This window comes from Chitinimonas sp., from assembly GCF_041904975.1.
In the GTDB taxonomy this organism is placed as follows: Bacteria; Pseudomonadota; Gammaproteobacteria; order Burkholderiales; family Chitinimonadaceae; genus Chitinimonas.
Genome location: NZ_JAYRLZ010000002.1, coordinates 26,110 through 49,148 on the forward strand (window position 1 = coordinate 26,110; position 23,039 = coordinate 49,148).

The window sequence follows — 23,039 nt, forward strand, 5'->3', positions numbered from 1 at the left end:
CGGTCAGCTATAGCAGGCGATTGGCGATATCGGCCAGCAGGGGCAACTTGCCATGGAAGAAGTGCCCGGCACCGGGTATCACCATGACCGGCAAGCCCTGTGGCCGGGCCCAGTCGAACACCGCGGCCAGGGGCGCTACATCATCCTGTTCGCCATGTATCACCACGGTGTGTGGCGGCACATCCGGAAACGCCCACTTCTCGGTAGCAGGTGCAACCAGTAGCAGCCGGTCGATCTCGCCGACAGGCAGACGGGCGTAGAGCTGGCTCTGCACGAAGGTGCCAAAGGAAAATCCGGCCAATACCACTGGCAGGCCCGGGAACTGCGACTTGGCATGATCGAGGATGGCAGCCATATCGTCGACCTCGGCACGGCCGTGGTCATGCGCGCCATCGCTTTGGCCAACACCGCGCAGATTCGGGCAAAACACTACATGGCCGCGCCGCGAGCACACCTTGGCCAGGGTCTGCACCACCTTATTGGTATTGGTGCCGCCCTGGGTGGGATTCGGGTGCGCCACCAGGGTGATGCCGACCGGCGGACCATCGAGGGCACTGTCGAGTACCAAGGTATCGAGGCGGCCCGCCGGGCCGGCGATGAATTGCTGCAGAAATTGCGGTGACTTCACGACATGCCTCAGATCTTCAGGCGCTCGACTTCGCGACCGTGGACCAGGTGCTCCTGGATGATCTCTTCGACATCTTGTTGATCCACATACTGATACCAGACATTGTCCGGATAGATCACCATCACCGGGCCCTGGGCGCAGCGGTCCAGGCAGCCGGCCTTGTTGGTGCGTACCTTGCCGGGGCCTGCCAGGCCCAGTTCCTTCACCCGGTCCTTGGCATATTTATGCATGTCGGCGGCGGCGAAATCGGCGCAGCAGCTCTCGCCATTGGGGCGCTGGTTGGTGCAGAAGAATACATGGTGCTTGAAATAGCTCATGTCAATGCCTCGTCAGCGAGTCGGGCAACTCGGTCGGAATGGGGAAGTAGGGTAGCTGGTCCTTCATGGCCGGCAGTACATCGGGAATGATGCGGATATCGCTCTGGTGGCATTCCTGCAGCAGCTTCACCATATTTTGCTGAATCACGCCAACCCGATCGGAAGCGCCCAATGGCCAGATAAAGCCGGCCCATTCCTCGCCATTGCGCTCGGCACCGATGGTGACGCGCAATTCCTTGCCCTGGTGAGCCGATAGCACCGCCACCGGGGTTTCGCCTGCCTCGCGCAATTTGCGTAGTGCATTGCTGGCAAACACTTCAAAGCGGATCTGCTGCTGGGCCACCCGGCCATCGTCCAGCGCGGCCAGCCAGGCCTGCGGCGCACGCGGCAAGGGGAACAGGGTCAGGGCATCATGCTTGAGCTGCTCGCCCAAGAGCTTGCTCAGTGCCATCGCCCATGGGCCGGGGGCGGCATTGAGCTGCACGACTGGCGCGGCATCGCGCGGCTGCATGGCCACCCCGAGCAGGAAGCGCAGATACACGCCATCGCCATTGACGCTGATCGGGCTTTCCTGGAAGTCGTGCGGCAGTCCGGCGGAAGCGTATTGCAGCGCATCGCGCCAGCGCAGCAACTGGCTGGCGCTGATCTGTGCCATCTGTTCGGCATCGACAAGGCGTGCCGACAGGTGCAGGTCGGCTCCGCTCGCAAAAATGCCGTGTTCGATCAACAGGCTTTGCACGGCTGCCACATCGGGCAGTTTGCCGGGCAGGATATGCTGACCACGCACGCCGGCCACCAGCACGATAGGCAGGGCAAAGATCAGTGCGTGGTGGTCGGCGCCGGCTGCCGGTCGTGTCAACAGGGCGGCAAGGCGGCTGCGGATCACCTGCTCGACTGCCTGGTCGGGCATGCCATCGTGCATGGCTTGCCAGTCCATGGCTGCTTCGCTGTTCAACAGCTGCCACAGGGCTTCATCGAGCTCGGCCTCTGCCGCGACCATGCGGCCCAGTTCGCGCTCGGCAAGCACACGACGCGCACGCTCGTGCAGCGGGTGGCTATCACTACCCGGGTAGTGGCGTGGATCGGGCAAGGTGTTCAAGTCAGACATGGGCGTGCATCAGCAAAAAAGGGGCAAATTATAGCGAGGTTGCGATAACGATACTGTGTTTACTTGGCTGAGCTGCAGGTGGGGTGTTTGAACTTGACTGATGCATTGGGGTATGGCAACGACCATGGCAGGCAAGTCATATATGAATCAATTGATTAGCGAATTCTTGCGGCTATTAATTGGCATGAATACAACATTGCGGTTTTCCCGATTTGGCATTCTTGAATGGTTTTGTTTTGGCGAATCGCCGGAAATTCAATTGACACATTTGTACTAATAAACCGAAAATATCATTGTCGGTGAGTGCTCTAGGGCATTTATCGATGTTTCTCCTTTATTTCTCCTTTGTACTGACATGGTCTGGCCGCAACGCCAGGCCATTTTTTTATCCTGACTGCGGCCACCTTGCTTGCCGAGCCGCGCATCAGCGCCCGCGCTCGTCCTGCCGTATCGCGCCATTGCCTTTTCCGCGCTGGCAATCGCGGCGCACATTCACGCCGTCGCCTTGTACCTTGATCAGCCCGCTGCCATCGCTGAGATCAAGGCTGCCAGCATCCTTCTCGTCGACAATGCGGCGATTGAGCGGCATTTCCTCGCAGGGCAGGCCGGCTTGGCCGGCGCCGGCATTGCCGCCACCGTCCTGGCCGCCGCCTTGCCCATCCTTGCCTCCGTCGCCGCCATTTTTGCCAGAGCGGCCACCGGATGCGCCCTTGCCATCGCCACCACCTTGCCCATCGCTACGGCCATCATTGTCTGATTGACCGGATGGGCGACCGCTGCCGCTGCCAGCGGCGCCACTGCCTTCGTCGTGACCGGTGCCAGCCTGGCCATCCTCCTGGCCATTGATGCCGCCACCCTTGCCACTGCCGGCCTTGCCGCTGCCACTTCCGCCCTGATCCTGGCCTGTGCCATCTCCGGCTTGTCCGCCATCCTGGCCAGCGCCACTGCCGGCAGAGCCCGCTCCGCCGGTGTTCTCGCCGGGCGCACCGGAGCCTGATCCTTGCTTGCCCGACCCCTTGCCCGATCCGCTGCCGCCATCATCGCTACCGCCCGAGCCGCTACCATTGCCGCCATGGTCATTACCACCGCTGCCGTCACCGCTGCCGGAGCCGGCGCTGCCCGAACCTGCGTCGCCTTGCGTATTGCCATCGCCAGACCCGGCCGCGCCGGCACCGCCATTGCCGCTACCATCGCCCTGCGCATTGCCGGCTGATCCAGAACCGGAGCCACCATCTCCATTGCCACTGCCGCCGCTGCCGGCACCGCCATCGCCATTGCCGGAACCGGCATTGCCGCTACCCGAACCGCCACTTCCTGCGCCGCCAGCGCTATTGCCATTTCCGCTATCGCCGCTGCCCGAACCGGCTCCGCCGCTACCACCCTGGCCGCTGCCATCGCCATTGCCGCTTGCGCCGGAACCATTGCCATCAGCACCATTGCCGCTTCCGGCGCCGCCGGCGCCACCACCATTCTGATTGGCGCCATCGCCGCTTGTGCCACTGCCCGAACCGGCGCCGGAGCCTGCTCCGCCGGTTTGGTCCGAGCCGTTGCCGCTGCCATTGCCCGAACCGCCTGCTCCCGAATTGCCGCTACCATTGCCACTATCGGCGGTGCCGCTGCCACCGCTTCCCGCGCCACTAGCTCCCGTGCCGCTACCATCTCCGCCATTGCTGCTGCCATTCCCACCATTGCCAGAACCGGCAGCGCCGTTACCTGAGCCCGCGCCACCACTGCCCTGACCACCGCCGCCATCCCCTGCGCCGCTGCCATTGCCTGCACTGCCAGATCCGGCACCGCCCGAACCACTTCCATCGCCGCCGCTGCCGCTGCCGGCACTACCGGCTCCGCCACCACCGCTACCGCCGCCGCCATTGCCGCTGCCACTTCCGTCATTGCCATCACCGGCGCCTCCCGCGCCGCTGCCATTGCCGGCATTGCCATTGCCTGTGCCGCTTCCGCCCGAGCCGGAGTTGTCTCCACTGCTGCCGCTGCCCCCGCCATTGCTGCCATTGCCGCTATTGGCGCTGCCGTTGCCGCTGCTACCGGTATTGTTGGCGCTACCGCTGCTGCCATTGCCATTCGGCCCGGCGCCGTTGCCGTTACCGCCATTGCCGGTTCCGCTGCCACTGTTGCCGTTGCCACTGCCGTTGGCGCCGCCATTGCCATTGGTATTGCCAGTGCCAGTGCCGGAGTTTCCCGTGCCATTACCGGTATTGCCGGCACTGCCGCTGCTATTGCCGCCGCCGCTGCTGTCCGGGCCGGCGCTGGGGCCGGTATTGCTATTGTTGCCGCTACAGCCGCTGGCATTGCAGCCACTGGTGCCCGAGCCATTGCTGCCGCTGCCGCTGCCATTGCCGCTGGAGCCATTATTGTTGTTGCTGCCACTGCTGGCGCCGCCGCCCTTGCTGCCGGCACAGGCCGCATCGCCAATCGCGCAGCCCGAGGTATCGTAAAAGCCGCCCCACAGCCCACCGGCGGTACCGGTGTTGCCCTGTTGGGCAATATGGCCGACGGTCCAATTGTCGCTGGTGATGTTCTGGGTGGTGTCGAGCACCAGCTTGCGATTCCCGAGCTGTGCCATGGCACCATCCTGGTTCAGGTGGATATCGCCATAGGCCGGGTTGACGATCTTGATCGCGCCACCCTTGAATTTCATATCGGTGGTGCCGCTGATGATGATGGTGCTGCCGTCCCGGAATTTGCTGAGCAAGTCGCCTGAATACTGGGTTTCGCTGCCACTGGCGGCGCTGCCTGGGCGGATGCCCAGCCAGATGGTCTGATCGGTGGTATTGCGCAACACGATCTGGGTATTGGCGCCGGTCTGATAGAAGCTCGAAGCGCTCGATGGCATGCTCAGGGTGTTGCTGATGATATGCAGCTGGTCGCCGGTGGCATTGAAGGCATCGGCCACTACGTTTTCGGCGAAGAAACGCAAGTTGTAAAAGGCCGGTGTGTTATAGGCATGCAAATCGCCCAGCGTCTGTAGCGACAGGCTGCGCAAGCCCATATTCAGGCTGCCGACGCCATCCTGGCCGACCTGGATGGTGCCGCTTGATTGCGGAAAGTTGTAGCCGCGTGCCAGCAGGTCGGCGACAAAGCTGTCCTGGCGCATCGCATAGGGCAGGGCGCCAATATAAATCGTGGTGCCATTGAGGAATTTGCTGAGCAGATCCCAGGTATAGGTGGTGTTGCTGGTCACCCCGGTCTGGTAGCCGGTACCGACGATATATTGCTTGCGCAGATCGATGCTGCGATTGTCGTCAAATGGCGCCAGCAGCACGCGCTCATTGTCCTTGACGCTGACATCGAGCACCACGCTGACATTATTGGCGCGCAGCATGATGTTATTGCCGGTGCTCTTGAGGCGGATGATGCGCAGATCATCACCGGTGGTCAGGTAGAAATCCCCCACCGGCCGGTTGATGGCATCGATGGCCTGATTGGTCTGGTTGCCGCTGCTGTTTACATAGGTGATGTTCTGCGAGTCGCCCACCGCGCCGATGCCGAATGCCGACAACAGGCCTTTATAGCTGCCGTTGTCTATCCACATGTATTTGCCGCCACCGGCAAACAGTCCGCCCACCGTGGTCTGCAGATTGAAGGTGCCCTGGCCGGTCTGGCCGAGCACGCCGAGATTATTGGCGAGGATCTTGGCGCCGCTGATGGTCTGTACCAGAAAATCGCCGCCGAGGCCGATGGTGGTGGTGCCGCCCTGGTTATGGCTGTTGCGGCTGTCGATATTCTGGCTGATATCGAGCGGCGATGAAGAAGACAGCGAAATATCGTTGGCATTGTACAGCGCCTGCTGGGTGAGCTTGCCGCTGCCATCGTACTGGGCGGCTTTCACCAAGGTGTTGGAGGTGGTGGCAATGCCAGTAACGCCGTTGACCGTGCCGATGGTCAGCTTGCTGGCTGAATTGGCGCTGCCGGAGAAGCTGAACGAGCCATTGGCACGGCCGGCAATCTGGTCGGCCTTGTTGTACACATTGGTCAATTCGATATTGCCGGTGCCGCTGCCATTGATCAGGATGCGAGAGGCGCGGATCGCGCCATCCTGGGTGGATTGATTATTGGCATCGGTGCTTTGCTGCAGCACGCCGCCGCTGACATTGACGGTGAGCTGGCCAATGCTGCCGGCAGCCGCTTTCTGATTGTCCTTTTCCGGCCCGGCGCCATCGAACAGATTGACGAGGCCCGAGAAATACAGCGCCGCCGGGTTTTGCGAGCCATTGAGGAAAGGCGTGGTCTGCGGCTTGGTAAAGTCCTGGCTGGCGGTCAGCGTTGGCGTGCTGGTGGTAATGGTCAGATTGCCGTAGTCGAGTTCCAGTCCGGGCAGATTGACCACGACGCCCAGAATCGGCGCGGTGACGGTACCGATTTCCAGCCCGCCGCTTCGGCTGATGACGAGGCTGCCGTTGTCCAGCTTGCCGCCGACCTTGGTAAAGGTATTGCCGGGGTCGGTCAGCACCATCGATGTGGCGTTATTGCGCGCCGAGGTGCTGTTCCACAACTGCAAGGCATTGGCCCTGATCGGCGCGGTCTGGGCCAGATTGCCGCCCTTGGTGACCAATAGCGCATTGGCGGTGCCGGCGTCCACCGTGCGATCGATCTGCAGGCCGGCGCCTTCCAGGCGCATATGGTTATTGTGGCTGTTCACCCCGCTGATGCCGTCGACCGTGCCTATGGTCAGGCTGCCGCTGGTGGCATACCAGACCGAGCCGTTCACATCGGCGGCAAAGGTGGTATTGCCCGAGCCGCCACCGATGGTGATGGCGCCATTGCCGCGCATCACCACTGAGCCCGCATTCACGCTCAGGTTGTCGCCTATGATCTTGCCGCCATTGAAGTTAAGCCGTACCAAGCCAGAGCCGGCATTGAGCAGTCCATAAAAACTGGTGGCAGCGCTGCCGGCCGACTCCATGGTGATGGTGCCACCACCGGAGGTGATCTTGCCGATATTGCTGAGCACGCCGCTGCCTTGGGCACGCAGGGCAATGCTGCCGCCGCTGGTCTTGATTTCGGTGTTCTTGTCCTTGAAGGTAATCCCGCCGCTGCCGGTGGAAATGAATTCAACACTGCCGCCGGCCGGACGCGCCAGATCCAGCCGGTTATTGCTGAAATTGCTGTCAAAGGTGATCTGGCCGCTGGCCTGTACCGAGATATTGTTGCTGGCGGCCGCAGTTTGCAGTGCCGTTTGCGACAGGGTGCTGCCGGCTGCGCTGTCGGTGAGGCCGCCACTCGCCAGATTGGCATCGGCATCGCCCGCTGCATTGGTGATCAGCAGATTGGCCGGGTCGAGCAGCAGGCTGCCGAGCTTTCCCGCGCTGGCACTGGTATCGACCTGGCCGGCAAAACTCAGCCGGTGGCCGGAAACCTCCACCTGCCCGCCATTGCCGCCGGCGGCGCCGCCTCGGGCAAAGATGCTGCCCTGAAAACGGGTCTGGCCATCCGACCACACCACCACCTTGCCGCCATTGCCGTGCTCGCCGCCATCGACCAGCAGTCGGGCCGAGCCGGCAATATCGGTCTGGCTGGCATGGGGCGCACTGCCGCTACCCTGCCAATCGCCGCCGACCAGGATGCTGCCACCGCCGCTATTACCGCTGGCATCAAGCAGCGCGCCGTCGTGCAACGCGACCTGCTGGCCGAACAGGCTGATCTGGCCACCACCCGCCTGACTGCCCCGTGCCAGCACCGTGCCGGATATGCGGCTACCGGCATCGGACTGCAGGGTCACGTTTCCGCCGGCCGCGCCGGACACATCGATGCTGCCGCTGGAATCGACATCGCCGCCACTGGCCAGCAGTTCGACCACGCCATCATGGCTGCTGACGCCCCGCGCCTGGATCACGCCGCTATTGTTGACCGCACTGGCCGCCAGCTGGCGGGCAGTACGGGCGCTCAGCACCACCTTGCCGCCATCAGCCTCGATATGGCCGCTATTGATGGCGCCAGCCAGATGGCTGCCGGCTTCTTGCGTGAGTGCGTAGCCGATCAAGCCATCGCCGCTCAGATCCAGCTGCACCTGCCGGCCTGCCGCCAGCAAGACACTGCCAAGCCGCGCCTCTATGCGCCCCTGATTGCTGACTCGCTCGCCGAGCAGCGCAATCCGCCCGCCGGGCTGGCTGCGTAGCAAGCCTTCATTGCGTATTTCGCTCGTCTCGCCATTGCCGGTAAACAGATAGCGGCCGGCCAGGAAGTCGTCATTACGGATACCCAGGGTGCTGGCGATCAGGCCGTGCACATCAACACTGGCGCCAGCGCCGAAATAGATGCCATGCGGATTGACCAGGAACACCTGGCCATTGCCGCGCAGGCTGCCGAGGATGTGTGAAGGGTCGTTGCCCACCACCCGGTTCAACACCACCGAGTTGGCGCCGGGCTGCTGGAAAGTGAATTGTTTGCCGGCGCCGATATTGAACTGCTGCCAGTCGATGATCGCCTTGTCGCTGTACTGCAGCACCCCATTGCTGCCGATCTGTGCCTGTCCCGCCACCAGCGCGGGGCCGGCCGGCAGGCTGGATGCCGGGTCGGCCGCCACCCAAAGCGCCGCCAGGCAAGCGAGCGCCAGTAAAGCCGGGCGGGCGGGAAGGGCCGGATGGGACATCAGAAACTCGCGCTCAGGTTGAACCACAGGCGGACATGCTTACCATCGTCGGCACGGCGGCTGGTAAACGGCGTGGCGATTTCCACTTTAGCCGTGGTGGTCGCGCTCGGGTACACCGCCAGTCCGAGGCCAGCACCGCCGATTTCATCATTGCCATTGCGCAAGCCGGCCTGCTTGTAAACCACATGGGCATAGTCGACAAAGGCGGTGGCCTGCGCCATGCGGCCGAGAATGCTGAACGGCCGGCGTAGCTCCAGACTCAGCAATTCGCCGCTATCGCCGCGCAATTCCGATGGGCGATAGGCACGCACGCTGTCGGGGCCGCCGGCATCGAATTTATCGCTATCGGGCAGGCGCTGGCGGCTGTACACCGAATTGACCTTGGCAAACAGATCGAGGCGCGGCGCAATATTGGCGCTGGCATCGGCGGAAAAGTCGATGCGCAGCTGCTCGGCATCTTGACGCCGGCTATCGGCATTGGAGCGGCCATTGCTCGATAGCGCCAGACGCGTGCTCCAAGCGGTGCCTTCCTCATCGAACCAGCGCTCATTCCAGCTGGCGGTATAAACCGGCAGGCGGGTTTGCGAAATCACGACGCCGAGTGCGTCCTGACTGAGTTTGCGATAGCTGGCAGCAAGGCTCACGCTACGGTCGTGCTGGCGCGAGCGGATCAATGGGTGGTTCCAGCTAAGCTCCTTGGTGTCGGCCAATCCGCCCAGTTGCAGGGCGCCGACAGCACCGGCCACCCGGTAGCGCACTTTGGAGTAAGCCAGGGAGAGACGATCGCCACCGTGGCCGAGTGGCAGGTTGTAGCTGGCCTTGCCGTAATGCAGCAGCTTGTGTTCGCTGACTATGCCGCGCAGTGCCAGCTGGTCGCCGATACCGAGCGGGTTGTTCCAGCTCAGTGCGGCGTCGATACGGGTCTGGCCGATATCTTCGCGCGCCGCATTGGTCAGGGTCAGGTCCAGCGCCAACGGTCTTTCCACGATCTGCAGCAACAAATCCGAGCTGCCGTAGTCGCTACCCGCCTGCAAGGTGGCGCGCGCCTGCAAGCCGGGCTGATCATTGAGCAACAGCAGCTTGCGCTCCAGCAGCGGTAGATTGATCGGCTGGCCGGTCTGCAGGCTGCCACCGCGCTGCAGCAGGGTGTCGCTGCCATAGCGGCGGTTGCCGGCAAGGCGCACCTTACCCAGCACCCCTTCGGCCACTTCGATGCGCACCCGGCCATCGACCACTTTTTGCGCAGTTACCAGGGCACGCGCCAAGGGGTAGCCACGTTGCTGGTAAAAGGCATTCACCGCATCAGCCGCGCGCCCCAGGTCGTACAGATTCAGTTCGCGATCGACAAAGCGCTCTACGACGCGTTTGAGGCGAAAACCATCGAACACCGTGTTGCCGTGAAAATCGATGGCATTGATGCGAAAACGCGGGCCATTGGGGTCGTGTTCGCTTTCTGTGCCATCGCGGCGGAACAGTACTTCGGCCGGCCGCGTGCGTTGCGGTGGCGTTTGTTGCAGTGACTGCACCACGCTGCCAGGCGTGCTCGCCGGTATCGCCGCCAGGCTGGAAATCAGGCAGCCGGCCTGCAGCAGCAAGCGGTGATGGCCTGCTGGTTTGCGTCGCGCCTGATGGGCGCGGTACGGGTGTTTGGCTGCTGGCATCTAGTCGGCCCTGGAAATGGCGTACACATCGGTGGCTTCGCGGCGGCCCTTCAGCTGGTGGCTGCCCATGCCGGCCACCCGCACTTCCGGACGATTGGCAATGCCCTGGTAGGTGGCGCCGTTGACCAGGATGTCCTGCTTCAATTCCTTGGTGAGCGCTTCGAGGCGCGCTGCCACATTGACCGCATCGCCAATCACTGTGTACAGAAAGCGGTCCATCGAGCCGACTTGCCCCGCCACCACCGAGCCGGTGCTGATGCCGATGCCGCTTTCCAGTTTTTGTTCGCCACGCGCCGCGCGTGCAGCATTGAGTTGAGCCAGCCTGTCGCGCATATCCAGCGCCGCCGCGACTGCCGCCCATTCCCGGCCGGGTGCGGCGATGGGCGCGCCGAAGATCACCACGATGGCATCGCCGATAAAGTTGTTGATATACCCACCCCAGGGTTTGACTGCCTCGGCCATTTCGGTGAGGTATTCATTGAGAAAGCTCACCACCTGCTCGGCGCTCATCTGTTCCGAAATGGTGGAAAACTCGCGGATATCGGAAAACAGCACAGTCACCTTGAGGCTCTCGCCACCCAGCTTCACTTCGCCGGTCAGCAGCTTTTCGCGCACCTCGGGCGACACCACCCGGCCGAAGATATCGCGCTCGCGCTCGCGCTCCTTCACGCCGCGCACCATATCGTTAAAGGCATGGGCCAGCGCGCCGACTTCGTCCTGCCAGTAGCTTTCGGCACGCGCCTTGGCATAGTCGCCCTGGCGCATCGCCTCGGCGGCATCGGCCAGCGAATGGATGGGGCGCAACACTAACCGCGCCAGCAGTAAGGCCAGCAAGATGCAGACGATGGCAAGCACTGCCACCGCCGCCAGCACATTGGCGGACAGCCGCCGCAAGGGTTGGGCAAAGACCGATTCCGGCTCATTGACGCCAATAATCCAGCCATGGTGCAAGGGGGCATAGCCGGCAATTTCCAGCTCGCCACTGGCGGGCGAGCGATACACCACATTGCCGGGCTGATCGGCCGGCACCATGGCGCGCGCCAGTTCGGTCATGCCCAGGCTGTCGATCTTGTCGAGCATGAATTGGCGGCCGGCAACAATGCGCTGCTCGACCGATTCCGGCAGCGGCATCAGGCTGCGGTATTGCAGGCGAAAGTCCGGGTGACTGACGATGATGCCATCGCGATTGACCATAAAGGCATAGCGAAAATCGCTGTGCGCGGCTTCCAGTATCCGGGTGATGGCTTCCCCGCGCAGTTTCAGCACCGCCACGCCAGCCGTCTTGCCGTCGGCTCCGGGCACTGGCGCAGAAAAAAATACACCGGGTTGGCGGGTAAGGGCGCCGACTTCGATGTCGGAGATATACATGCTGCCGCGAAAGGCTTGCTGGAAGTAGTCACGATAGCGAAACACCTGGCCGAAAAACTGCGGTTTGGACGCGACCAGGGTGGTGCCCTCATGATCGAGCACCATCAATAGTTCGACATCCTTATTGGCATTGGCCAGCTTGCCCATCTCGGCAGCCACCACCTCGCGATTCGCCGGGCTTGGATCATCGATCAGGCGCGTGACCGCTTCGTGGACCGACAGATAGATCAGAAAGTGCTGGCTGTCGCTGATCAGTTGGTCGATGCGGCCGGCAAGGCTTGAAGCCAGTTGCTGCAGATTGCGCTGCTCGGTCGCCTCGATGCTGGCCAGGCTACCACGTAGCGTGTAGGCGGCACCGAGGCTCATCGGCAGCAGCGATGCCAGCAACAGCAGGCAGGCGAGCTTGGCGGCAACTGGCCAAGTGGTCGGATGGAGGAGGCGGGTGGCGGGCTTGATCACCGGTTTGCTTGCTAAGGCTAGTGTAGGTGCGTGGTAAGCACTGGCGCGGCAGGGGGCTGACCCTGCGCCGCGTCTGGCGTCAACCGTGCCTTTTTAGCTCAAATCGGCTGCGCATGCGCGCTCCGGCTGGATTCACTGCCGCGCTGTACCATAATTGACGACAATTGCCATCAGGCAAGCAGCCGTCCCGGTATCGCGCCGGCTTACCGACACCCGCTGTGCGGCATGATTCGCTGCAATGTTGAACCGTGCTCAGGAGTCAGATCATGAAAGAAGCGTTTATGAACGCCTTTCCCCGCTTGGCCAAGTCGCTGGGGGCCAGTCAGGTGGATGCATTGCTGCGTGTTACTCGCCTGGTCGATCTGCCGGCAGAGCGCATCCTGTTTCGTGACCGCATGCCGGTCGAGTCGATCTTTATGGTGCTCAGCGGCCGCCTGGCGGTAACGGTGGGAGAGGGCGAGCGCTCGGTAGCTCTGGGGGAGGTGGGCGCCGGTGAGTGGCTGGGCGAGGTGTCGGTGTTGTCAGGCAGTATGACTGCGGCGGCGACCGTACGCACCCTCAGCCCCTGCCGCGCCTTGAAGCTGCATTACCAGGATTTTGACCGGCTGATACGCGACAACGACCAATTGGCGAGTACCTTGCTTGCTGATCTGATCGAACTGCTGGCGGCCCGTTTGCGTGTATCGGCTGCGGCTACCGGCCAGCAATGGGGGGCATGATGGAGTTACACGCGTTTTTGCGGAATCTGCCGGCGTTCGAAGCGTTCAACGATACGCATCTGCACGCCTTGATGGCAGCCTTGCAGGTAGAGGACTGCCCTGATGGCTATGTATTCATCCACCAGGGCGAGAGCAATGGTGCCATGTTCATGATCTTGTCCGGCACCGTCGGGGTGATACGTGCCGATGCACCGGGCGAAACGCGCTATGCGGTCAGGGAGCTGCGCGATGGCGAAGTGTTCGGCCTGTTATCGCTGATTGACGATATGCCGGCCGCCGCTACCTGTGTGGCACAAGGTGCAGTGACCATCGCCGCCTTGACCCGGGAAGCGTTTGACTCCCTGGTCGAGCAAGCCCCGCCCATCGCCCACCAGCTGCGCTATATGATTGCGGTGCAGCTGGCGCGTGACCTGCAAGAGCAAAGCGAGTTCTTGCGCCGGCGCATGGCTGGCCAGTAACCCGGTCCTGCCCGGCAATGCCGCGCAGGCTCGGGTTGCCATCTGCCTCAAGCCGCTTGGGCAGCGGTCAGCGCAGCAATTTGTACCCGCGCAGCGGCAAACGCTGCATCACGCGTCTCGGCCCCCATGGCCAAGCCCTGGGCGTGGATTACCGTAATGCTGCGGATACCGACGAAGTTCAATACCGCTTTCAGATAGTCCTCATGTGCTGCGGCGCTTGGCGAGCCAGCATGCTTGCCGCCAGCTGTGGAAACGATAAACACCTGCTTGTCGGCCACCAGGCCTTCCGGGCCGTTGGCGCCATATTTGAAAGTCTTGCCGGCCACTACGATGCGGTCGATCCAGGCGCGCAGCTGGCTGGGAATGGCGAAGTTATACATTGGCGCGCCGATTACCAGCACATCAGCCTGCAAGAACTCGTTCAGCACCTGCTCGGACAAGGCTGCCTCATGCTGCTGGGCGATGGTGCGCAATTCGGCCGGGGTGCCGTTTGCGGCCAAGGTACTGCCGGCCAGGTGGCTGATGCTGTCGGCTGCGAGATCGCGGTAGTTCAGCTCGATGCCGCTATGGCGGCTGCGCAGAGCGGCAACGACTTCATTGCCGAGTTGGCGAGAGGCCGAGGCGTCGCCGAGGATGCTGGAGTCGAGGTGCAATACTTTCATGATGTTCTCCTGAGTGGTGCCGAAGTGGCGATTGGCTATGAACGAAGCTTACTGATGTGATGAAAAGCTGATTAGTCCGCAAAAATGCGATAGATTGTTCTACTCATGGGACAATAAGAGTGGTCGTCATGCAGGACCTGAATGATCTGCACTACTTTGCACGTGTGGTGGAGGCGGGCGGTTTCAGCGCGGCAGCCAGATTGCTTGGCCTGCCCAAATCAAGGTTGTCGCGGCGAGTAGCCGAGCTGGAAGTCAGGCTGGGCGCGCGTTTGCTGCAAAGAACAACAAGAAAGCTAGTGTTGACCGAGGTAGGCGGGCGCTTTTACCAGCATTGCCAGGCGATGTTGCAAGAGGCAGAGGCGGCCGAGCAGACCATTGCGGCCCTGACCGAGGTACCGCGTGGTCGCTTGCGCGTTTCGTGTCCGGTGGCTTTGGCACAGGGCGAGTTGTCGCGCTTTCTGCCTGAGTTCCTATCGCGCTACCCGCAGGTACGGCTGGAAATGCTGCTGGTCAATCGGCGCGTCGATCTGTTTGAAGAGGCGGTGGATGTGGCGCTACGGGTGCGCGCCGAGGGCGATGAAGATCCGGCCCTGGTATCGCGGCGCCTGCGGCCGGCGGAATCCATCCTGGTGGCGGCGCCCGGCCTGCTGGCCGGTAAAGCCATATCCACGCCGGCTGACTTGCAGGCTCTGCCGGTGCTCGGGGCGATCGAGGCGGATCGGCGCGTGCATTGGCGACTATTCGATGCTGATGGCGAGGTCGCCGATATCGCCGCCGAACCGCGACTCGCTGCCGACGATTTTGTCCTGCGCCGGGTGGCGGCTGTGGCCGGCCTGGGAGTGACCATGTTGCCAAGGGTGCTGTGTGCCGATGAGCTGGCCCAAGGCACGCTGCTGCAGGTATTGCCGAATTGGCGGCTATCGGGCGGCAATCTGCAGGCGGTGTATGCGCATCGCCGCGGCCTGTTGCCGGCAATGCGCGCCTTTATCGATTTCCTGGTGGAAGCCTATTCACGCGAGCCGGGGCGGGCGGTGTAGCTGCAAGCGCAGCTACAGTCCCGCTTTCCTTGCCGCCTTAGCTCAGGCCCTTGGGCAGCGAGAACACGATGCCCTCGGCAATGCCGTCCATATCACGCACCACCTGCGCGCCCAGCGCTTCGATGCGGGCAATGACCTCCTGCACCAGTACTTCAGGCGCCGATGCGCCAGCTGTCACGCCGATATTGCGCTTGCCGACAAACCAGGCGTCTTGCAATTCACCGGCATTGTCGACCAGATAGGCATCGAGGCCAGCGTTGGCTGCCACTTCACGCAGGCGGTTGGAATTGGAGCTATTGGTGGAGCCGACCACGATCACCAGATCTGTCTGGGTGCTGAGTTTCTTGACTGCATCCTGGCGATTCTGCGTGGCATAGCAAATATCGTCCTTCTTCGGTCCGACGATATGCGGGAAGTGTTGCTTCAGGGCGCTGACCACGGTAGCCGCATCGTCCACGCTCAAGGTGGTCTGGGTGACATAGGCAAGCTTTTCCGCGTTGGCCACCTGCAAGCTAGCCGCATCGTCGGCCGTTTCCACCAGATACATGCCGCCGTCCGACTGACCCATGGTGCCCTCGACTTCCGGATGGCCCTTGTGGCCGACCATGACGATTTCAAAGCCTTGCTCGCGCAGACGTTTGACTTCCAGATGCACCTTGGTGACCAGTGGACAGGTGGCATCGAACACGGTGAGTCCGCGTGCTTCGGCGTCGCGGCGCACTGCTTGCGGCACTCCATGCGCCGAAAAAATCAGGGTGGCGCCGGCTGGCACTTCATCGAGCGCTTCGATAAAGATGGCGCCTTTCTTTTTCAGGTCTTCCACCACGAATTTATTGTGCACCACCTCATGCCGCACATAGATCGGTGCGCCAAAGCGCTCCAGCGCCCGCTCGACAATGGCGATGGCCCGATCGACCCCTGCGCAGAAACCGCGTGGATTGGCGAGGATGACTTGCATGGTGCTCATGGTGGAATACCGCTTGCAGTGAAAAGAGCGCGCATTTTACCGGAAGCTGCGCGGAGGGCGGCAATCATTGCTGCTGGCGCAGCCCTGCATAGTTTAAGCAATCCACGCATGCCGATGGTTTGTGGCAGTAATACCAGCGCGCCGATACGGCTAGCCGACTAAAGTCAGGCTTCGCGCCTACTTCTAGCCGGATTTCACCATGTTCAAAGCCTCACCCTCTCTTGCTCTTGCACTGGCCAGTCTGGGCAGCTTCGCTGATCTTGTCGTTGGCAATGCCGCGGCGCCAGTTGACTTCGGCGCCTTGCCGGTGGCGCAAACCAGCATTCAGCAGCTGAGCATCAAAAACAGCGGCACCGCTGCCGAGACCATTGCTGACGCCACCATCCTGATCGACTTCGCCACCTGTTTGTCTACCGATTGCCCGGTAGGCGATGCCCAATCGTTCTACCTGCCAGGCAAGGGCAGCTCATGTATTGGCCAGAGCTTGGCCCCTGGCGCCAGCTGCGAACTCGCTGTGGCTTTCCGTCCGCGTCAGTCACGCAAATTGCTTGCGACGCTGGTGATCAAAGGCAGCAGCCAGACTGCTCGTGCCACGCTTGCCGGCACTGGTCAGCCCAATGATGTGGACTGTGTGCTTGACTGGGCCGAGCGCCAATACGCCAGCGCCTTTTCCGAGCCCTTGCAAGGCGTGACTAGCCTGCGCGAGCCGTTTTATGGTCGCTGTTACCTGAATGGCGCGCTGTGCTTGGGCGCAGATGTGTTCTACCCGCCAGGCGTGGCAACTTTTGCGCCACCGACCTTGTTTCTGGCAACGCCGCAGGGCAGCCAGCGCCTGGACTGGCTGGGGACCTTTGCCAAGGCAGCCAGTTGCAAGCAGTAGCAGTACAGCCCGATGCGAGCTGATTGTCGTGGCGGTTCAGGCGCCAGCGGCCACAGGCAAGCGCGCAAGTTTGCCCCCGATGGGCTGGTAGCGGGTATGCTGGCGCTGGCAATTGTGCCAGCCCGCTCGCGAATGGGTGGTAGACCATGGCAAAACCCGCGCACCTGCATGTATCGGACCTGCACCACGCCAGCCGTCTGGCGGTGGACGGCATTATCGGCGTGAGCCATATCGTCGAGTCCATGCATCGCAATATTGCTGCCCGACCCGGCTTGCTGGCGCCGATGCTGACCGGGCCCAGCAGCGGGCTGACCGGCTTTGTGTACCGCAGCATTCGTGCCATCACCTCACTAAGCGGCGGGTTGCTCACCCAGATATTGCGTCGCCTGCCAAAGCTTGAGCGCAGCGCCACACCGGAGCGTGATGCAGCGCTGTCCATTCTCAATGGCGTGATTGGCGATCACCTGGCCCACAGCGGCAATGCGCTCGCCATATCGATGCAATTTCGCCGCCAGGGCGAGGCTCTGCCAATGCAGCGCGAGGCGCTTTCCGCGCTATGGCCTGAGGCGAATAGTCGTCTGATGGTGTTTGTTCATGGTCTGTGCATGAACGATCGGCACTGGGCAAATGCGAGCGGCTCGCCGGCAGCGCGCCTGGCGGCAGATGCCGGCTTTATCGATATCTACCTGCACTACAACAGCGGTAGGCATATCTCCCACAACGGCCGCGACTTCGCTCGGCTGCTCGCTGCCTTGCTGGCGCAGTGGCCGAAGCCGGTGAGCGAATTGGTCATTATCGGTCACAGCATGGGCGGGCTGGTGGCGCGTAGCGCCTGTCATCATGCCAAGCAGGCACATCTGGACTGGCTGACCCGCTTGCGCGCGATGGTGTTTCTCGGCACGCCCCACCATGGTGCGCCCCTGGAGCGTGGCGGCAATGTCGTGGACCGTCTGCTGGCGGCCAGCCCCTATTCCGCACCGCTAGCTCGTCTTGGCAGGCTGCGCAGCGCTGGCATTACCGACTTGCGCCATGGTTATCTGCGCGACAGCGACTGGCAAGGCGAGGCGCCAGGCAGAGGGGCCGACGCGCCCAGCTCACTGCCCTTGCCGGCCGGCATTGCCTGCTTTGCCCTGGCCGCCACTTTGGGCAAGCGGGACGCCAGCCTGGCCGGCCGTCTGCTTGGTGATGGCCTGGTACCGATAGACAGTGCGCTGGGGCGGCACCAAGACCGCGCCCGTCAGCTGGCCTTTACTGCCGATCACTGCGCAGTCGTTCCCGAAACCGGTCATCTTGCAATGCTTGGCAGCGAAGCGGTGTTCGCGCAACTGGCGCGCTGGCTGGACGCGACATTGCCCGACACGGCGCGTTGATACCAGCATTCGCCAGTTTGGTAGCGGCAATGGCGCGTTCCATCGCACGCTTCCCCCAAGGGGCTGACGCATCTTATCCTTGGCGCCTTTCCTGACTTTGCGCGCCATGACTCAATCTGCCATTACTCTGAATGACCAGCCTATCCCGATGGAGGCCTCTGTCGAGGCGGCGGGTTGGCTAGGCCGCGCGCGGCATTACCCGGTGTTCAGCGTTACCTGGTATCGCTACCGGACGCTATCTACGGTTGCGCTGATGGTTGCACTGGAGTGCATCGTTGCCGTGGCGGCGGTGGCATCGGGCAGCGATGTGCAGACGGTGCTGGCTGTTCTGATTCCATCGGGTCTTGCTGGAGCCTTGTTGTGCGCTGTGGCGCCTGGCCTGGCCGTGTTGGTCAGACGACAACATCTGGCTCCGCGCAAAGAGGCAATTTCCATTGTTATGGCATTGGCAATCGGCTTCACCATTTCCGATCTATCCGGCGACGCCATTCACTATCTGTTCAAGCTGGGATTGATGGGAGATGGACATGCGCGCGCCCAGCTGGTCGGTAGTGGCTCGGTCAAGATCACGCCCGAAGCACCTGCGGCGAAAGCTGCCGATGTTGTTGGCCCGCCAGTGCCGGCCAAGGTATTGGCGCCTCGCGCTGAGCTGGCCGCCGAGGCAAGGAGCAATTACCTAGGTGCAGCGATCACCTGGGCGCTGAAGGTCTGGCTTGCCGGCGGCTGGAGCTTGATTGCCTATTTCGGCCAACGTCGGCGCATTGCCGAAGCCTTGCGCCAGCAAGCGCTGGCCAAGGCGCAGGCTGCGCGCAATGAAGCCGAGCTAAAGCTGTCGGTACTCGCCGCGCAGATCGAGCCGCACTTCCTGTTCAATACCCTGGCCGGTGTGCGTTCGGCGGTCGTGTCCGACCCGGAGCGAGCGGTAGTGATCATCGATCATCTCGTTGCCTATCTGCGCGCCACCATTCCCCAGCTGCGCAGCGAAGGCGGCAGCACCCAGGGCCGCCTGGGGAGCCAGGTGGATGCCGCTCGCGCTTATCTGGGCTTGATGCGGGCACGCATTCCACGGCTGGCATTCGATTTCGAGGTGGATGCCTCGGTCAATGATGCTCATTTGCCGCCGCTTACCCTGATTTCCCTGGTAGAAAATGCCGTCAAGCATGGCATCGAGCCGAAGATAGGACCAGGCCATATCACGGTGAGCGCGAAGCGCCTGTTCGACGGCAGCGCCGCCTTGCTGGTGGTCAGCGTCAGCGACGATGGTGTCGGATTTGGCGGCACCACAGCCGGCTCGGGCATCGGCCTTGCCAATATTCGCGAACGCTTCCGGGTGATTTATGGCGAAAAGGCCAGCCTGGTCCTAAAGGCCCGCCCCGATGGCGGCGTCATCGCCGAAGTACGCCTGCCTTTATTCATGGATTCGAGGAGTTGATCTATGCCAAACGCCATCATTGCTGATGATGAAGACCTGCCGCGCGATGAGCTGCGCCGTATGTTGGCGCAAGCCTGGCCGGAGCTAACGATACTGGCCGGTTGCGAGCATGGCGAAGAGGCCTTGCAGGCCATCACCCGCTTGCAGCCGGATATCGCCTTTCTCGATATCCGCATGCCTGGCCTATCCGGCATGGATGTGGCGCATGCGGTGCAGGGGCGTTGTCAGATCGTGTTTACCACGGCTTATGATCAGTACGCCGTCAATGCCTTTGAGGCGGGCGCGATCGACTACCTGCTCAAGCCGATTACCCAAGAGCGGTTGGACCAGGCGATCGCGCGGCTGAAACGTCGCCGCGCCGAGCCTACTGGCGCCGACAGTGATCTGTCGCAGCTGATGGCTGAGCTGGATCGCCGTCTGCGTGCGCCAGCGGCCGAGCGCATCCGCTGGATCAGCGCCAGCGTTGGCGACACCATCAAAATGTTTCCGGTCGAACAGATCCTGTTTTTCGAATCCGATGAAAAGTACACAAGGGTGGTGAGCACGGAAGACGAGGCTCATGTGCGCAAGCCGCTCAAGGAGTTGATCAATGGGCTGGATCCGGAGGATTTCTGGCAGATTCACCGTGGCGTGGTGGTGCGCGCCGATGCGATTTCACGGGCGCGGCGTGACGAGTTGGGCCGCATCACCGTGGAATTGCGTGGCCGCGATGAAAAGCTCAAGGTCAGTCAAGGCTATGCCTGGCGCTTCAAGACCATGTAGGGCTGCGTGTATTGCGACAGTGCGAATAAAATTTGCGCGACCGGCCCGTGCTTCGCATGGTCTAATACGGCCCGCCGAAAAACCGCTTCGGCACTGGTTCAGGGGGCACTACCGGGTGAGTGCCTTCCGGTTTGCAGACTCTTTTGGAGCAATTTACGCCATGACTCAACGCCGTCCCTCGCCGAAGCTGATCGGTCTCGCCCTCTCGCTTGCTTGCGCCTTCAGCGCCCAGGCCGCCGGTACGCTGAATGTGTACAACTGGAACGACTATATCGCCGATGACACCATCGCCAATTTCGAAAAGGCGACTGGCACCAAGGTGCATTACGATATGTACGACAGCAATGAGGTGCTGCAGGCCAAATTGCTGACCGGCAAGTCCGGCTATGACGTGGTTTACCCTTCGGCCGACTTTGCCGGCAACCAGATCAAGGCTGGCGTTTACCTCAAGCTCGACAAGTCCAAGCTGCCCAATCTGGCCAATCTGAATCCGGAATTCCTGAAGAAGCTGGAAACGGTAGACCCGGGCAACCAGTACCTCACGCCGTATATGTGGGGCACCATGGCTTTCGGCATCAATGTCGACAAGGTGAAGAAGGCGCTCGGCAATGAGCCGATGCCGGCCGATAGCTGGGAGTTGGTGTTCAATCCCAAGTACACCAGCAAGCTCAAGAGCTGCGGCATTTCCTTTATCGATATGCCGAAGAATCTGTTTGCCATGGTCAATGTCGCCAATGGCCGCAAAGCCAACGATTACTCGTCTGCCGCCATCGCTGCGAACCTCGATATCTTGAAGAAGGTGCGCAAGGACATCCGCGTGTTCAATGCCTCGCCGATCGATCTGCTGGCAAATGGCGATGTCTGCGTAGCCCAGTCCTACAACGGCGATGTCTATCAGGCACGCGACAAGGCTGCCCAGGCCAAGAAGCCGCAGAACCTCGAATACATCGTGCCGGAGAAAGGCACCATCCTGTGGATCGACGCCCTGGCGATTCCGAAAGACTCGAAGAACGTCGCCAATGCCTATGCCTGGATCAACAATGTGCTCGATCCCAAGGTGGTGGCCGGTATTTCCAACAAGGTCAACTATGCCAATCCCAATGCCAAGGCGACCCCGCTAGTCGACAAGCGCCTGACCGGCGACGCCAAGATCTATCTGGCCGCCGATCAGCTGGCCAAGCTGCAACCGCTCGCTGCAGTGGACCAGCCTACCCAGGCCGCGCTGACCAAGGCGTTCGAGCAGTTCAAGACCGCCAAGTAAGCAGCAAACGAACGAGCCGGGCTTGCCCGGCTTTTTTGCGCCAATCGAAATGGCAAGCGGCGCTTACGCGGTTGGCCTAGTCTGCCGCCGCCGGCTACACTGCCTGCTTGCCAACAGGGAGCTGCCCCATGTATTTGCTTGCGCATCGTGGCTATCACGCTGAGTGCCCGGAAAACACCATGGCGGCCTTCGAGGCGGCGCTGGCCATCGGCTTTGAAGGCATCGAGACCGATGTACGGGTGTCGGCGGATAGCTTGCCCATCTTGTTCCACGACCGCGTCGCCAAAAATGGCGAGCCGGTGGCTGCACTGACCCGCAAACAGCTATCGCAGCTGGCCGGCTATGAGGTGCCGACACTGGAAGAAGCGCTCGATGCCTTTGCGCAGTGCTGGTGGAATATCGAGATCAAGACGCCGGCTGCCGCCAGCCTGGCGCTACCGATCTTGAGCCGCTATGAGGACAGCCATCGCCTTTTGGTCACCTCGTTCCGTCACGATGTCGTATTGGCGGCCTCCGCACATTTGAGTGCAACTGAATGCGGCCTCCTCAATGCCCATCGCCCGGCCGCGCTCAACAGTCTTTTGCATGCTGCGCTGGATCATCGCAATATACGCACCCTGGTATGGGATTGCGAGATCGTCGATGCCGACATGCTGCGCCAGGCCAATGCGCTGGGGTTTCGCAATGCGGTGTACGGCGCCAAGACGGCTTACGAGCATCAATTGATGCGCGAATTCGGCGTACATACGCTGATCACCGACTACCCGCGCCACGCGGGCCTGCTGCAGTAAGGAAACACGGCAGGTTTTTCTGGCATGAAATCAGCCGCTTGCGCGCGCCTGCGTTGGCGGCTGCCCGCGTGAGCCATGATGGCAGGGCAGGGAACCGGCAAATGCGTGCGCTGTCCTTACACCGCGCGCGGGCGATTCGGTTAGAATCGCCGTCTTCCATCCCACCGCTTACGGATGCACAACATGTTGAAAGGCAGTCTGGTCGCCCTGGTGACCCCGATGTTCGAGGACGGCAGCCTCGATTTCGCCAGTCTGAAAAAGCTGGTCGAGTTCCATGTCGAAGCTGGCACGGTCGGTATCGTGGCGGTTGGTACCACCGGTGAATCGGCCACCCTGAACGTCGATGAGCATATCCAGGTGGTGAAGGCCACGGTGGAAGCCGCAGCGGGGCGCCTCAAGGTGATCGCCGGTACCGGCGCCAATTCCACCAGCGAAGCCATCGAGCTATCGCGCCTGGCAAAGGCCGCCGGCGCCGATATGTCGCTGTCGGTAGTGCCGTACTACAACAAACCCACGCAGGAAGGCATCTATCGCCATTACAAGGCGATTGCC

18 protein-coding genes are annotated in these 23,039 nt (G+C 62.0%); 10 read left to right on the forward strand and 8 right to left on the reverse strand.

Features of this window, described 5'->3' with window-relative positions:
• Positions 1 to 7: 7 nt before the first annotated feature.
• The 6 genes from ACE3OH_RS00305 to ACE3OH_RS00330 form a co-directional block, all read right to left on the reverse strand.
• Positions 8 to 628: an alpha/beta hydrolase gene (locus ACE3OH_RS00305; RefSeq protein WP_374347016.1), complete on the reverse strand. Its 621-nt coding sequence runs from the start codon at positions 626 to 628 to the stop codon at positions 8 to 10.
• A gap of 8 nt (positions 629 to 636) precedes the next feature.
• Positions 637 to 945 (reverse strand): ferredoxin, encoded by a 309-nt coding sequence (locus tag ACE3OH_RS00310; protein ID WP_374347018.1) that lies wholly within the window; start codon positions 943 to 945, stop codon positions 637 to 639.
• Between the two features lies 1 nt (position 946).
• Positions 947 to 2,053 (reverse strand): hypothetical protein, encoded by a 1,107-nt coding sequence (locus ACE3OH_RS00315; RefSeq protein ID WP_374347020.1) that lies wholly within the window; start codon positions 2,051 to 2,053, stop codon positions 947 to 949.
• A 424-nt stretch (positions 2,054 to 2,477) separates the two neighbouring features.
• Complete coding sequence (locus ACE3OH_RS00320) at positions 2,478 to 8,660, reverse strand: filamentous hemagglutinin N-terminal domain-containing protein (protein WP_374347022.1); 6,183 nt, start codon at positions 8,658 to 8,660, stop codon at positions 2,478 to 2,480.
• Positions 8,660 to 10,321, reverse strand: a complete 1,662-nt coding sequence (locus tag ACE3OH_RS00325; RefSeq protein ID WP_374347024.1) for a ShlB/FhaC/HecB family hemolysin secretion/activation protein — start codon at positions 10,319 to 10,321, stop codon at positions 8,660 to 8,662. Before ACE3OH_RS00325 ends, ACE3OH_RS00320 begins: the two co-directional genes overlap by 1 nt.
• Positions 10,322 to 12,148 carry an adenylate/guanylate cyclase domain-containing protein gene (locus tag ACE3OH_RS00330; protein ID WP_374347026.1) on the reverse strand — a complete coding sequence of 609 codons (1,827 nt, stop codon included), beginning with the start codon at positions 12,146 to 12,148 and terminating at the stop codon, positions 10,322 to 10,324.
• Positions 12,149 to 12,414: 266 nt separating this feature from the next.
• Here ACE3OH_RS00330 and ACE3OH_RS00335 point away from each other — a divergent pair, with 266 nt between their 5' ends.
• Entirely contained in the window at positions 12,415 to 12,867 is a 453-nt protein-coding gene (locus tag ACE3OH_RS00335; protein WP_374347028.1) for a cyclic nucleotide-binding domain-containing protein, read from the forward strand.
• Positions 12,864 to 13,325 (forward strand): cyclic nucleotide-binding domain-containing protein, encoded by a 462-nt coding sequence (locus tag ACE3OH_RS00340; RefSeq protein WP_374347030.1) that lies wholly within the window; start codon positions 12,864 to 12,866, stop codon positions 13,323 to 13,325. The genes ACE3OH_RS00335 and ACE3OH_RS00340 overlap by 4 nt, the downstream gene beginning before the upstream one ends.
• 47 nt (positions 13,326 to 13,372) lie before the next feature.
• Here the strand turns inward: ACE3OH_RS00340 and ACE3OH_RS00345 are convergent, their stop codons facing one another.
• The gene (locus ACE3OH_RS00345) at positions 13,373 to 13,987 is read right to left on the reverse strand and encodes an FMN-dependent NADH-azoreductase (RefSeq protein WP_374347032.1); all 615 of its coding nucleotides are present in this window, start codon (positions 13,985 to 13,987) and stop codon (positions 13,373 to 13,375) included.
• A 128-nt stretch (positions 13,988 to 14,115) separates the two neighbouring features.
• On the opposite strand from ACE3OH_RS00345, the gene ACE3OH_RS00350 reads away from it, so the two are divergent.
• Positions 14,116 to 15,024 carry a LysR substrate-binding domain-containing protein gene (locus tag ACE3OH_RS00350; RefSeq protein ID WP_374347034.1) on the forward strand — a complete coding sequence of 303 codons (909 nt, stop codon included), beginning with the start codon at positions 14,116 to 14,118 and terminating at the stop codon, positions 15,022 to 15,024.
• 37 nt (positions 15,025 to 15,061) lie between these two features.
• On the opposite strand, the gene ispH is transcribed toward ACE3OH_RS00350, so the two are convergent.
• Positions 15,062 to 15,991 (reverse strand): 4-hydroxy-3-methylbut-2-enyl diphosphate reductase, encoded by a 930-nt coding sequence (gene ispH, locus ACE3OH_RS00355; RefSeq protein ID WP_374347039.1) that lies wholly within the window; start codon positions 15,989 to 15,991, stop codon positions 15,062 to 15,064.
• A gap of 199 nt (positions 15,992 to 16,190) precedes the next feature.
• Between ispH and ACE3OH_RS00360 the strand changes: the two genes are divergently transcribed.
• The 7 genes from ACE3OH_RS00360 to ACE3OH_RS00390 all read left to right on the forward strand — a co-directional run.
• Positions 16,191 to 16,871 (forward strand): hypothetical protein, encoded by a 681-nt coding sequence (locus ACE3OH_RS00360; protein ID WP_374347041.1) that lies wholly within the window; start codon positions 16,191 to 16,193, stop codon positions 16,869 to 16,871.
• Between the two features lie 146 nt (positions 16,872 to 17,017).
• The gene (locus ACE3OH_RS00365; protein ID WP_374347043.1) at positions 17,018 to 18,241 is read left to right on the forward strand and encodes an esterase/lipase family protein; all 1,224 of its coding nucleotides are present in this window, start codon (positions 17,018 to 17,020) and stop codon (positions 18,239 to 18,241) included.
• A gap of 106 nt (positions 18,242 to 18,347) precedes the next feature.
• Positions 18,348 to 19,673, forward strand: coding sequence for a sensor histidine kinase (locus tag ACE3OH_RS00370; RefSeq protein ID WP_374347045.1), 1,326 nt, complete (start codon positions 18,348 to 18,350; stop codon positions 19,671 to 19,673).
• Between the two features lie 3 nt (positions 19,674 to 19,676).
• Positions 19,677 to 20,435 carry a LytR/AlgR family response regulator transcription factor gene (locus ACE3OH_RS00375; protein WP_374347047.1) on the forward strand — a complete coding sequence of 253 codons (759 nt, stop codon included), beginning with the start codon at positions 19,677 to 19,679 and terminating at the stop codon, positions 20,433 to 20,435.
• 160 nt (positions 20,436 to 20,595) lie between these two features.
• Positions 20,596 to 21,696, forward strand: a complete 1,101-nt coding sequence (locus ACE3OH_RS00380; RefSeq protein WP_374347049.1) for an extracellular solute-binding protein — start codon at positions 20,596 to 20,598, stop codon at positions 21,694 to 21,696.
• A 128-nt stretch (positions 21,697 to 21,824) separates the two neighbouring features.
• The gene (locus tag ACE3OH_RS00385) at positions 21,825 to 22,487 is read left to right on the forward strand and encodes a glycerophosphodiester phosphodiesterase (RefSeq protein ID WP_374347051.1); all 663 of its coding nucleotides are present in this window, start codon (positions 21,825 to 21,827) and stop codon (positions 22,485 to 22,487) included.
• A 183-nt stretch (positions 22,488 to 22,670) separates the two neighbouring features.
• The coding region (locus tag ACE3OH_RS00390) for a dihydrodipicolinate synthase family protein (protein ID WP_374347053.1) at positions 22,671 to 23,039 on the forward strand (369 nt) is incomplete at its 3' end.